We start from the raw sequence: 12,217 nt of genomic DNA on the forward strand, positions 1-12,217 counted from the left end.
GCGGTGGCCATAGGGACGTCGGCGGTGTCGCCAGAGCCCTGTCGGTGCCATGCCGGAGACTGTCTCCCATGGATACGATCCTTGTTCCGCCGTTGTTGTGCTCGTCACGGGTATACGAGCCGGTCTTGGACACAGTGTGGTCACACGGCTCGGTCACGATTGCCGACACCCTTCACGACAACACCATTACGGGTATGGCGGCTCGTCTTCTTCGGAACGCGCCGGATCGGTTTGCTCTCCTCGGAACGAGCATGGGCGGTTACGTTGCCCTTGAAGTGATGCGCCAGGCGCCGCAACGGGTCAACGGGCTGGCATTGGTGAGTACCTCAGCCGAAGCGGACTCAGATGAGCAGCTCGCTGCCCGGACACGGCAATCCCAATTCGTCGAGCAGGGCCACTTCGACGAACTGGTAAATGCTGCGTTTTCGGGAGTCGTAGCCGAAGAAAATGAGTCCGACCCGGATCTGCTGAGAGCCTGGCGGAGTATGGCAACGACGGTAGGCCCCCGGCGATTTCTGCGACAGCAGTCCGCCGTGATGGCTCGAGCCGACTCACGCGATCTTCTCGCCCGGATCGCCTGCCCGACGTTTGTCATCCACGGTGCGGAAGATCGCCTCATTCCAGGAGAGGCGGGTCAGCGGATCGCCGCAGCTATTCCCAGCGCCACGTTCTGCCTCGTCGCGAAGGCTGGTCACTTCCTCTTCTTCGAGCGGCCGGACGAGGCGGCCGCCGTTGTCGACGAATTCCTCTGTGCTCTCCAGTGAGCCCAACTCAGACGGGGCCGGTCTCTAGCTTCGCCAACGGTCGGATGTCGAGCCGGGCTCCGTGCGCAGCGTTCCCACCGATCAGACACGACACCGTCCGAAAGCCGATCGGTCAGTGTGCGTCGCGGGCGGGGAAAAGGCGTCGGCTCAGCTCCCCGACAACTTTCTGACCACGACCACGAAACAGCATAACTACCTCTTTGCCGACGAAGGTTGAGAATTTCCATGCTGCTCGCCAAAGTGTCTTCAGCCAACGGGGGCCTCGGAGTCGAGGTTGGGGGATCATGAGCTAGGCCACCTGTACCCACCGCGTGCCCTTCGCTCGCGGCCAAAGGCTGGTCGATCAGAGGCCAAAGGCTGGTCGCTCAGATTTGAGGGTCTCGCGTCGGAATCATTGCGAAGTTATCCAAATGAACAACACCAGGCCGATTATCAATATGGGCAACACGAGCAGGGCCGCGCCCACGGTAATAACGATCACTGCATGACGCACGTCTACCTGGACGTACATCTCCTCATTGGTGTGTCTGCGAGAGCGACGAGCTCGTACCCAGTATGAAAGCAAGCCCACAAAAAGGGTTAGGGCAATTGCAATGGCCCAGCCTGGTGCATTCATTAGATACTTACCACCTGATTGTTACCCATCTGCATTTTTCCCCAATAGGTATCCGTCCACCAGAGCAAGAAGCTTCCGCCAACGCCGACGCCGAGGCCGATGGCATTGAGTATTGCACCAATGGGAATACCAACCCCCGAAAGATCAATGAACCCGCCGATGATGCCGATTATGGCGCCGTGAACGATGTAGATCCAGGCGATCGTTTCGAGCACCGCGCAGCCGGATGGCGACCGCCATCAAAAGCGATACGATCCGGCGGCCCGACCGCTAGGTGAGGATCAGCCAGACTAAGCCGCCGACGATCATGCCTGCGAGCAACGCCTCTGCCACCCGTCGGGCACCTAATGTGAGCATTGGAGTCAAAAGAACTCCATGAATTTCACCCGAGTTTCTAGGCGCGACGCGGAACGGAGGGGAATCCAGCTGGGCAAAGGCTCTCGCATCAGCGGGCGAATAATGCTTCGGCAGAGGGCCACGCTCACGTTCCAATCGGCCCAACGAACAAACACCCTTAGGGATTGGTCACTCCAGAGCCACAACAATCCGGCAAGCCAGGAAAGGAAGGCTAGAGGAACGACGAACCATAGTAGGACGGACCTCACGCAAACCAGAACTAAGAGACCAACTGGTGTCGCGTTGGGCAGCCCTGGCGTCGCGCTGGGGAGTTCCACGCCCAACTTAGTAGCCCCCAAATCTATCGATGAAGTCACCCAGAGGAAGGACGTAGTTGTTCTTGGCTACGGTCACGGTAGGTACAGTCACGGCGACACCCTAAAGCGAAGGTGTATCTACACAGCGAGACGCGCTCACCGGTCATAGACCTCGCGGCGGTGCCCCGCGTGGACGATGACGATTGTCAGCTGTTCGTCCTGTATCCGATAGAGCACGCGGTAGTCGCCGGTTCGCACACGCCACTCCGGGCGACCGGTGAGCTTCTTCGCCGCTGGCGGTCTCGGTTGATCGGCCAGCAACTCAATTGCCGCCGCTACCCGGGCACGGGCTTCGGGCGGAAGCTTTCTGATCGCACGTGCCGCAGCTGGCAGCACCTCGACCAGGTAGGTCACAGCGTCAGGCCGAGGTCCCGCTTGACCTCGTCCCAGGGCACGGCCACCTCGTTGAGCCGCTCGGTTTCCTCCCACGCCGCGTCGACGGCGCGAATGTCCGCAAGCTCTTCAGCGTCCTCCAGCAGGCGCTCCAGCTGCCCCGAGTCGATCACTGCTGCCACAGGCCTGTTCCGCCGGGTGAGGTACACCGGCTCAACACGTGCTTCATCGATGATCGATGCCAGCCGACCGCGCGCATCTGTAATCGCAACCTGACTCATAGACCCAAGTGTAACAAAACGTACACAGTCGAGCAATTCGCGCATTAAGTAATTAATAGCCGATAAGCGCGATTATGTCAGTTTGAAGGTGGCTTGTCCCCGCGGGGGAAAGTGCCCCCAAGGCCGCCTCGCGCTAGCGCGACGTGTGCTCGCGCAGGAAGGCGAGCGTCGCCTGCAGCGCCTGGTGCGCCTCCGTGAAGCGCAGGTGGAACTGGTACTCGTGCGGCAGCTCGGGCTGGTGGTCGGCCGGCCAGAACAGCTCGGTCACGTCCACCCCCTTCGCTCGCAAGGTCGCGGCCATCGGCACGGACTGCGTCCAGGTGAGTCCGTCGCCGTTCCCTCCCGAGATGTAGGTCGGCGGGAAGGCAGGGGTGACGTGCTGGATGGTCGACATGGTCGAACCGACATAGGTCTGCGACCAGTCCTTGGTGCCGCTGTACGCCCAGAGCGCGGTCTTGAAGCCCCACGAGAAGATCCCCGTGAGGTCGGAGAGGGCGTTCAGATCGTAGACGCCGCAGTTCAGTACGACGGCGGACAGCTGATCCGGCTGCAGGGCGGGCGTCATCCCGAGCAGGTGGGCGTACTCGGGGCTCGTCGTCATCACGGCGAGCTGGCTGGCCAGCTGCGAGCCGGCGGAGTCGCCGGCCAGGACGATGCGAGAACGGTCGATGCCCAGGGTGTCGGCGTGCGCGTCGAGGAACGCGAGCGCCTCGTTGAGCTGGCGGACGGCGGTCGGGTAGGTCGCCTCCGGTCCGACCGTGTAGTTGAGGGCGACCGTGGTGAAGCCCTGGGCGGCGAGGATGCGGAGGTACGGGTCCACATCCTGGCTGGCTCCGGAGATCCAGGCCCCGCCGTGGATCCAGACGACGGTGGGGAGCGGCTCGCCGGCTGTCGTCGGACGGAACACGTCGAAGGTGGTGTCCGGCGAGCCGGCCGCATACCGGAGCCCGGTCTGCGCACTGACCCCGCTCGTGGGGACGAACGGCTGCATCTCGGCCACGGTCTCGGCGGCGCCCTTCGCGAAGACGCTGCGGATCACCAGGGCGGACGGCCACGGCGTGGATGCGGCGAAGCTGGCGAGGATGAGCAGGACGAGCAGCACGACGGCGGTGACGGAGACCGCGCGACGAGCCCGCCAGGACAGCAGCGGACGCACCGGCAGCGCGTCGGTGCGGGCACGGGTCATGCCCACACCGTATCGTTCCCGAACCCTCCGCGGGGGGAAGGCGAGGGGGTCAGGCGACCGTGGGGCCGAAGTGCTCGGGGAGGGTGGAGCGGTGGACGCCGCGGAGCTCCTCGACGCCGATGGTGAAGAGGTCCTGCACCTCGAGGACGGGCTGGGACCCGACCTCGGCGTCCGTCACGCCGATGCGGAGGGCCGGGATGCCGCGCCCGGCGCACAGGCCCCGGAACTTCACGTCGTCCTCCCGCGGGACGGAGACGATGACACGCGCGGTCGACTCCGAGAACAGGGCGGTCGCCGCATCCACTCCGTCGCGCTCCTCGATCTCGGTCAGCCAGACCCGCGCTCCGACGCCGAAGCGCATGACGCTCTCGGCGAGGGCCTGTGCCAGCCCACCGTCGGCGAGGTCGTGCGCGGACGAGATCAGCCCTTCGACCGCACCCGCGTGCAGCGTCTCGGCCAGGGACCGCTCCCCGGCCAGGTCGACCGCCGGAGGCCGCCCGCCGAGGTGACCGTGGATGGTGCCCGCCCACGCCGAGCCGTCGAGCTCCTCGCGGGTGGTGCCGAGCAGGTAGATGTTCTCGCCCTCGTCCTGCCAGCCGCTCGGGATGCGCCGGGCGACGTCGTCGATCACGCCGAGCACACCGACCACCGGGGTCGGGAAGATCGGGGTGTCGCCGGTCTGGTTGTAGAAGGACACGTTGCCGCCGGTGACCGGGATCTCCAGCTCCAGGCAGGCGTCGGAGAGACCCTCGACGGCCTGCGAGAACTGCCACATGACCTCGGGGTTCTCCGGGCTGCCGAAGTTCAGGCAGTCGGTGACGGCGACGGGCACGGCGCCGGAGGCGGCGACGTTGCGATACGCCTCGGCGAGCGCCAGCTTCGCGCCCTGCTTGGGGTCGAGCTGGCAGTAGCGGCCATTCGCGTCGGTCGCGATGGCGAAACCGAGGCCCGACTCCTCGTCGACGCGGATCATTCCGGCGTCGTCGGGGAAGGAGAGCGCGGTGTTGCCGCCGACGAAGTAGTCGTACTGGTCGGTGATCCAGCCCTTGTCCGCGAGGTTGGCGCTGCCGAGCAGCGCGAGCGTCTGCTCCCGCAGCTCGTCGCCGGAGACCGGACGGGGAAGGACCGAGGCGGTGTCGTCCTGGAGGGCGTCGATCCACGTCGGGTAGGCCACGGGCCGCTCGTAGACGGGACCGTCGACCGCGACCGTGCGCGGGTCGACGTTGACGATCTCCTCGCCCTTCCAGTTGATGACGAGGCGGCCGGTCTCGGTGACCTCGCCCAGGACGCTGGACTCCACATCCCATTTGGCGGTCACGGCGAGGAACGCGTCGAGCAGCTCGGGCTTGACGACCGCCATCATGCGCTCCTGGCTCTCCGACATGAGGATCTCCTCGGCCGTGAGCGAGGGGTCGCGCAGCAGCACCTTGTCGAGCTCGACGAACATCCCGCCATCGCCGTTGGAGGCCAGCTCGCTGGTGGCGCACGAGATGCCGGCGGCACCCAGATCCTGGATGCCCTCGACCAGCTTGTCGCGGAACAGCTCCAGGCAGCACTCGATGAGCACCTTCTCGGCGAACGGGTCGCCCACCTGCACGGCCGGACGCTTGGTCGGGCCGCCGGCGGAGAACGTGTCCGAGGCGAGGATGCTGGCCCCGCCGATCCCGTCTCCGCCGGTGCGGGCGCCGAACAGCACGACCTTGTTGCCCGCGCCCGAGGCGTTCGCGAGGTGCAGATCCTCATGGCGGAGCACGCCGACCGACAGCGCGTTGACGAGCGGGTTGCCCTGGTATACCGAGTCGAAGTACGTCTCGCCGCCGATGTTCGGCAGGCCCAGGCAGTTGCCGTAGAAGGAGATGCCGGAGACCACGCCGTGCACGACGCGGGCGGTGTCGGGATGGTCGATGGCGCCGAAACGCAGCTGGTCCATCACGGCGACGGGACGGGCGCCCATCGAGATGATGTCGCGGACGATGCCGCCGACACCGGTGGCCGCGCCCTGGAACGGCTCGATGTAGGAAGGGTGGTTGTGCGACTCCACCTTGAAGGTGACCGCCCAGCCCTCGCCGACATCCACCACGCCGGCGTTCTCGCCCATGCCGACCATGAGGTTCTTGGTCATCGCCGGGGTGACCTTCTGGCCGAACTGGCGCAGGTAGACCTTCGACGACTTGTAGGAGCAGTGCTCCGACCACATCACCGAATACATGGCCAGCTCGCCGCTGGTGGGGCGGCGGCCGAGGATCTCGCGGATGCGCGCGTACTCGTCGTCCTTGAGCCCGAGCGCGCCATACGGCTGCTCCCGCTCCGGCGTCTCGATGGCGTTCGCGACAGTGTCGACGACATGCGCGGTGGTGGTGTCGGTCACGCGGGCACTCCAGGCTTTGCGGGGCTGGCGGGGGAGGAGTCCAGTCTACCGGGCTGCGCGGAGGGTCAGGCCGGGGAGCGCTCGAGGGCAGGATGCGGTCGCCCCGGGTGCCGACGCAGGGCTAGCCTGAGCGCCAGGAGGCCACGCCATGCACATCCCCCGACCGTCGCAGGAGACCCAGGAGCTGTTCCGGACGCTCGTGCCCGATGCGCCCGGCGTCCAGGTCAAGCCGATGTTCGCGAACCTCGGCGCGTTCGTGAACGGCAACATGTTCGCCGGCCTGTTCGGGGACAGCATCGGGGTCCGCCTCCCCGACGAATCCGTGCGAGCCGAACTGCTCGCGGTGGAGGGTGCCGGACCGTACGGGCCGGCCGAGCGTCCCATGGGCGGTTACGTCTCGCTGCCCGAGGAATGGAAGGACGACCCCGACCGGCTCCGGGAGTGGATCGGCGTCGCGCTCGAGCAGGTCGGCCGGATGCCTCCCAAGCAGAAGAAGCCGCCCACGGCGGCCCCGAAGTAGTTACGCCTCGACGAGGGCCGAGCGGATCACCGAGCTGAAGAACGTCAGGCCGTCGGTGCCCGAGCGCATGGCGTGATGCGTGTCGGGGCCGAAGCCGGGCTCGACGGCGTGCTCGGGATGCGGCATGAGGCCGACGACGTTGCCGCGCTCGTTCCGCACGCCCGCGATGTCGTTGAGCGAGCCGTTCGGGTTCACGTCCTTGTAGCGGAACGCGACCAGTCCCTCGCCCTCGAGCCGCTCGAGTTCTGCGGGGGACGCGATGAAGCCGCCCTCGCCGTTCTTCAGCGGGATGACGATCTCCTGGCCCTGCTCGAAGCCGCTGGTCCATGGGGTCCGGGTGTTCTCGACCGTGAGGTGCTGGTCACGGCGGACGAAGTTGCCGTGGTCGTTGCGGATCAGGCCACCCGCGAGCAGGTGCGCCTCGGCGAGCATCTGGAAGCCGTTGCAGATGCCGAGCACAGGCATCCCGGCAGCGGCGGCATCCACCACCTCGGTCATGATCGGGGAGAGGGAGGCGATGGCGCCGCAGCGGAGGTAGTCGCCGTAGCTGAAGCCGCCGGGCAGCACGAGAGCGTCCACACCGTGCAGGTCGTGCTCGCCGTGCCACAGCGCGACCGGCTCGGCTCCGGCGATGCGGACAGCGCGCAGCGCGTCGCGGTCGTCGAGCGAGCCCGGGAAGGTGATGACGCCGATGCGCATCAGGCGTCGACCTCCGCCGGATAGTGGATGCCGACCACGTCTTCGATGACGGAGTTGGAGAGGATCTCGGTGGCGATCTCCTCGACCGTCGCGCGCACCGCGTCGTCGATGGGGCCGTCGACGGTCAGCTCGAAGCGCTTGCCGACGCGGACCCCGGTCACCCGGCCTCGGCCGGTGCGTGCGAGCGCTCCGGCGACGGCCTTCCCCTGAGGGTCGAGCAGCTCAGCCTTAGGCATCACTTCAACAATGATCGTCGGCACGGGGATACTCCGCTCGCTCGGGCGTCAGGGTGGGGGTTCGGAGTCGATTCTACCGTGTGGTGGCGGGGATGCGGTCCGAGGTGGCGACGGAGGCCGTGTGGGCGACGGCGCGCGCCTCGAGGTCTCTGCGCAGCCGCTGGAAGAGCGCGGCGGACGCGGCGCCCGGCCAGTCGGGGGCGAGCGCGGCGGAGGGGAGGCCGGGGTCCCGGTAGGGGATGACGCGCCACTCGTCGAGGGCGCGCATCCATACGGCGAACGCCTGCGCGTCGTCGTCGGGTCGGGGTGCGTCGGGTCGGGGTGCGCCGGGTCCGGGTGCGTCGGCGAAGTGGGAGAGGAAGGACTCGTGCGCGGCTCGGATGGCCGGCAGGTCGTACCAGCGGGCGAGGCCGCTGGCCAGGTCGCCGCGCGGGGAGGCGTCGGCGAAGAGGGCGACAGCCACGTCGCTCGTGCGGGAGGTGGGTCCCCGACCGCGCGCTGCGGCCGAGGCGCTCGTGTCTGCGATGGCCGCCACCGCCTCGGCCAGCTCGTCCTCGAGAGCCGAGGGCGCGATCCAGAGGCCGTCCGCCACGGTTCCGCAGCCCAGCGCGGCCAGCCGCCGGCGCAGACGGTCCCGGTCGCTGCGGCTGCGCTCCGGGAACGACAGCGACACGAGCACCCAGCGGGATGCCTCCACGCGGTCGCCGAAGATCCGCCGGTCTCCGCGCTCCAGCATGGGAACGGCGGCGGGATCGAGCGCGTAGCCAGCGGTCCCGTCGTGCGGCTCGCGGCGGAGGACCCCGCGCGAGCACAGGCGGGCAAGGCTCGACCGGGCCGTCGCCGCCGGGACGCCCAGTCCATCCATCAGGCGGACCGCGCCGGCCGCGCTCATCCAGCCGCCGATCGGGCGGAGGACGCTGCCCACCACGGTGCGCAGGAGCGCGGTCGCGCTGCCGCTGCCCGCCTCGAGGTCGTCGCGGGCGGCCGGTTCCGCGTGCGTCCCCGTGGCCCTCCGAGTCGTCACGGCGTCAGTCATGCGCGAGCTCGCCGAGCACGTCGCGGACGGCGCCCATCCCGGTGCAGAGCTCCTCGAAGCTGGTGCTGAGCGGCGAGAGGCCGATCCGCAGGCCGTCGGGATCGCGGTAGTCGGGGATGACGTCGCGCTGCCACAGGACGGAGGTGACGTCCCGCATGGCCGGGTGGCCGAGGGTGATGTGGCCGCCGCGCCGCTCGGGCTCGCGCGGACTGGCGAGCGTCACGCCGAGCGGAGTGAGCCACGCGTCGGCGAGGGCGACGGCGAACTCGGTCAGCGCCACCGACTTGGCGCGGACCGCCTCGATCCCGGCCTCCTCGATCATCGCGATCGTGTCGCGCATCGCCAGCATCCCGACGATCGGCGGGGTGCCGCTGAGGAACCGGCGGAGGTTGTCGGCCGGCACGTATTCGGGTCCCATCAGGAAGACGTCCCGGGCGCCCATCCACCCTTGGATGGGCTGGCGCAGCTGCGGGATCAGGCGCGCGTTCACGTAGCCGAACGCCGGCGAACCGGGTCCGCCGTTCAGGTACTTGTAGGTGCAGCCGACGGCCAGGTCGACATCCGCGGCATCCAGGTCGACCGGCACGGAGCCGGCGGAGTGGCACAGGTCCCACAGCACGAGCGCACCCGCGTCGTGGACGATCCGTGTGATCGCGGGCAGGTCCGCCAGGAAGCCGGACCGGTACGCGACGTGGCTCAGCACGACCAGTGCCGTCTGCGGGCCGACGGCCGCGGCGACCTGCTCGGGCGTCACGCCGGCCTCGGTGTCCGCCTCGATCCAGACCAGCCGCAGGCCGCGCTCGCGGGCGATGCCGTCGAGGACGTAGCGGTCGGTCGGGAAGTTGTCGGTGTCGAGCACGATCTCGCTGCGCTCGGGGAGCCCGTCCACCGCAGCGCGCGCGAGCTTGTACAGGAGGACGGTCGTGGAGTCGCCGATGAAGGTCTGCCCGGGAGCGGCGCCGAGTGCGGCGCGGCCCAGCTCGTCGCCGATCGTGAACGGCAGGTCCATCCACTCCTCGTCCCACCCGCGGATCAGGCGGCCACCCCATCCCTCGAGGAGGAAACGGTGGATGCGGTCCACGCTCGCGCGCGTCGGCCGGCCGAGCGAGTTCCCGTCGAAGTACGCGGTGACGGCCGAGCTGTCGTCGTCGATGCCGGCGAAACGCGTGCGGAAGGCGGCGAGCGGGTCGGAAGCGTCGAGGGAGCGCGCGGCGCTGAGCGGGTCGGGCGCGAGGGCGGCGGGAGGGGCGGTGTCGAAGTCGGTCATGCGTGATCCTCGGAGGGGGAGAGGCGGGATGGTGGGAGCGGGCCGGGCGCTGAGTCGGGGCCGCGGCCGGGGTGCGGGCTGAGGTCGTCGTGGTCGTCGTCGCCGCCGCCGACCAGGGCGGTCAGCTGCCGGACGGTGAGGCCTCGAGCGGTCGCGAGCCAGTCCGGGATGGCGTCCGGGTCAGCAGGTGGGGGTGTGCTGACCCACGCCAGTCGCGGGCCGACGGTGGGTGCGTACTCGTCGTCAGCGCGGCGGAGGCCGGCGATCGAGCGCAGGACGGCCTCCAGGTGGACGCCCGCGTCGAGCATCCCGCGCAGCTCCCGGGCGTTGACGCCGATGGGGAGCGGGCCGTTGCCGAGGTCCGTGCCGTAGAGGATGCGGCCGCCTGCCCGCGCGAAGCGCCCGAGGTTGCCGGACGCGATGCGATGCTGCTCCGTCGGTTCGCCCCAGCCGTGGATGTCGAGGGTGCTGACCCAGCTCATCCCACGACGGACGCTCTCGGCGATCAGGTCGTCGTCGAGCCGCTCGGTGAACGGCGTGTGGGCGAGCTGATCCGCCCCGGCGCGCACGGCACGGGCCGTCTGACCGTCGCCCTGGACGTGAACGGTCACCGGGACGCCACGCGCGTGCGATTCGCTCACAACGCTGTGGAGAACCCGATCATCCACCGTTTCGCCGGCCTCGGTGTTGAGGGTGACCTTGATGCGAGAGGCTCCCAGCATGATGTTCTCCCGCACAGCCAGGCGCGCTTCACGCTCGCCGCCCACCTCCGCCGAGGAGCCCGGCGGCCCCCATCCGGCAGCGACCGGGTAGCCGCCCCGGCACGTGATGAGCGAGCCCGCAATGGCGACCGAGGGTCGCGTCCGGTCGTCGGCCAGCCAGCCGGCGGCGACAGCGGGCACCCAGCCGAGGTCGATTGCGTGCGTGATGCCGCCGGTGAACAGCGCGTGCTGGTCGGTGAGCCCGAGGTGCGTGTGGTGGTCGGTGAGGCGGGGAAAGAGGGTGCCGCCGATGGGGTGGTGGCGAGCCTCGCCCGAGTGCCCGCCGCGTCCGGTGTGTCCGCTGGTCGAGGGCAGGCCATCGATGGGATGGAGGAGCTCGCCGTCGCTGCGGAAGGTGGTGGGGCCGAGGAAGCGGTGGCCGTTCCAAACGGCGTCGACGGTGAAGGTGGTGTCGGCCGGATCGCTCACGCGGGCGATCCGATCTCCGTCCGGACGGCGTACAGCTCGGGGAAGAAGGTGAGGTCGAGCGCCTTCTGCAGGAAGGCGGCTCCGCTGGATCCGCCCGTGCCCGACTTCATCCCGATGGTGCGCTGCACGGTCTTCAGGTGACGGAAACGCCAGAGCTGGAAGTTGTCCTCCAGGTCGACGAACTCCTCGCAGGCCTCGTACTCGCGCCAGTGCTCGTTCGCGTTCTCGTAGATCTCGCGGAAGACGGGCACCAGTTCCGGTGTGAACACGTGCGCCTGCGTGACGTCGCGTTCCAGCAGAGAGGGGGGCACGGCGAAGCCGGCGCGGGCCAGGTAGCGCAGGAACTCGTCGTAGACGCTCGGCGCCTCCAGCAGCTCCGCGAGCAGCGCATGCGCGGCCGGGTCGCTCTCGAACACGCTGAGCATGCGGCGGTTCTTGTTGCCGAGCACGAACTCCACGGCCCGGTACTGGTACGACTGGAACCCGGAGGAGTTGCCGAGGAAGCCGCGGAACTCGGCGTACTCCGTCGGCGTGAGCGTCGCCAGGACGGACCACTGCTCGGTCAGGGTGCGCTGAATGTGCTTGACCCGGGCGATCCGCTTCAGGGCCGGGGAGAGGTCGTCGGAACGCAGCAGGTCCCGCGCGGACTCGAGCTCGTGCAGCACGAGCTTGAGCCAGAGTTCGGTGGTCTGGTGCTGGATGATGAACAGCAGCTCGTCGTGATGCTCGGGGCGGCTCACCGGGCGCTGAGCGCTCAGGAGCGTGTCCAGATCCAGGTATGCGCCGTATGACATCCGCTCCCGGAAGTCCGTGACGATGTCGGGATCGAACTCGCGGGTGTTGTCGCCAGAGGCCATGATGCAATTGTGCGCCGGTCGTGGGGAAAGTGCAACAGTCCGTCGACTCGCGCGCGGCACCTGCGGTCCGCCCTCCGTTCACCCGCGCGTTACCGGCAGTTGCGCGCGCCGTCGCACCCGGCTCCTAGCCTGACGGAACGCCGCTGTCGCA

General features: G+C 68.5%; 13 protein-coding genes. 2 read left to right on the forward strand and 11 right to left on the reverse strand.

What is annotated here, in order from left to right; genetic code table 11:
* The first annotated feature begins 68 nt into the window (after nt 1-68).
* Nucleotides 69-764, forward strand: coding sequence for an alpha/beta fold hydrolase (locus ACPYOG_RS04770; protein WP_481293106.1), 696 nt, complete (start codon nt 69-71; stop codon nt 762-764).
* A 615-nt stretch (nt 765-1,379) separates the two neighbouring features.
* Here the strand turns inward: ACPYOG_RS04770 and ACPYOG_RS04775 are convergent.
* The 5 genes from ACPYOG_RS04775 to purL form a co-directional block, all read right to left on the reverse strand.
* On the reverse strand, nt 1,380-1,595 hold the full coding sequence (locus tag ACPYOG_RS04775; RefSeq protein WP_481293107.1) for a hypothetical protein: 216 nt from the start codon (nt 1,593-1,595) through the stop codon (nt 1,380-1,382).
* A gap of 594 nt (nt 1,596-2,189) precedes the next feature.
* Complete coding sequence (locus ACPYOG_RS04780; RefSeq protein WP_481293108.1) at nt 2,190-2,447, reverse strand: type II toxin-antitoxin system RelE family toxin; 258 nt, start codon at nt 2,445-2,447, stop codon at nt 2,190-2,192.
* On the reverse strand, nt 2,444-2,707 hold the full coding sequence (locus tag ACPYOG_RS04785; RefSeq protein ID WP_481293109.1) for a type II toxin-antitoxin system Phd/YefM family antitoxin: 264 nt from the start codon (nt 2,705-2,707) through the stop codon (nt 2,444-2,446). Before ACPYOG_RS04785 ends, ACPYOG_RS04780 begins: the two co-directional genes overlap by 4 nt.
* A 133-nt stretch (nt 2,708-2,840) precedes the next feature.
* Nucleotides 2,841-3,893: an alpha/beta hydrolase gene (locus ACPYOG_RS04790; RefSeq protein ID WP_481293110.1), complete on the reverse strand. Its 1,053-nt coding sequence runs from the start codon at nt 3,891-3,893 to the stop codon at nt 2,841-2,843.
* 49 nt (nt 3,894-3,942) lie between these two features.
* Entirely contained in the window at nt 3,943-6,261 is a 2,319-nt protein-coding gene (purL, locus tag ACPYOG_RS04795; RefSeq protein WP_481293111.1) for a phosphoribosylformylglycinamidine synthase subunit PurL, read from the reverse strand.
* A gap of 148 nt (nt 6,262-6,409) precedes the next feature.
* On the opposite strand from purL, the gene ACPYOG_RS04800 reads away from it, so the two are divergent.
* On the forward strand, nt 6,410-6,781 hold the full coding sequence (locus ACPYOG_RS04800; RefSeq protein ID WP_481293112.1) for a TfoX/Sxy family protein: 372 nt from the start codon (nt 6,410-6,412) through the stop codon (nt 6,779-6,781).
* On the opposite strand, the gene purQ is transcribed toward ACPYOG_RS04800, so the two are convergent.
* The 6 genes from purQ to kynA are packed head-to-tail and all read right to left on the reverse strand — an operon-like array spanning nt 6,782 to nt 12,066.
* Complete coding sequence (gene purQ / locus ACPYOG_RS04805) at nt 6,782-7,480, reverse strand: phosphoribosylformylglycinamidine synthase subunit PurQ (RefSeq protein WP_481293113.1); 699 nt, start codon at nt 7,478-7,480, stop codon at nt 6,782-6,784.
* Nucleotides 7,480-7,740 carry a phosphoribosylformylglycinamidine synthase subunit PurS gene (gene purS, locus ACPYOG_RS04810; protein ID WP_481293114.1) on the reverse strand — a complete coding sequence of 87 codons (261 nt, stop codon included), beginning with the start codon at nt 7,738-7,740 and terminating at the stop codon, nt 7,480-7,482. Before purS ends, purQ begins: the two co-directional genes overlap by 1 nt.
* 49 nt (nt 7,741-7,789) lie before the next feature.
* Entirely contained in the window at nt 7,790-8,752 is a 963-nt protein-coding gene (locus ACPYOG_RS04815; protein ID WP_481293115.1) for a PaaX family transcriptional regulator, read from the reverse strand.
* Nucleotides 8,745-10,019 (reverse strand): kynureninase, encoded by a 1,275-nt coding sequence (locus ACPYOG_RS04820; protein WP_481293116.1) that lies wholly within the window; start codon nt 10,017-10,019, stop codon nt 8,745-8,747. The genes ACPYOG_RS04815 and ACPYOG_RS04820 overlap by 8 nt, the downstream gene beginning before the upstream one ends.
* Entirely contained in the window at nt 10,016-11,209 is a 1,194-nt protein-coding gene (locus tag ACPYOG_RS04825) for an amidohydrolase family protein (protein WP_481293117.1), read from the reverse strand. The genes ACPYOG_RS04820 and ACPYOG_RS04825 overlap by 4 nt, the downstream gene beginning before the upstream one ends.
* On the reverse strand, nt 11,206-12,066 hold the full coding sequence (gene kynA, locus ACPYOG_RS04830; RefSeq protein ID WP_481293118.1) for a tryptophan 2,3-dioxygenase: 861 nt from the start codon (nt 12,064-12,066) through the stop codon (nt 11,206-11,208). Before kynA ends, ACPYOG_RS04825 begins: the two co-directional genes overlap by 4 nt.
* Nucleotides 12,067-12,217 lie beyond the last annotated feature (151 nt).

The organism is Leifsonia sp. HAY1-4F (assembly GCF_056755275.1).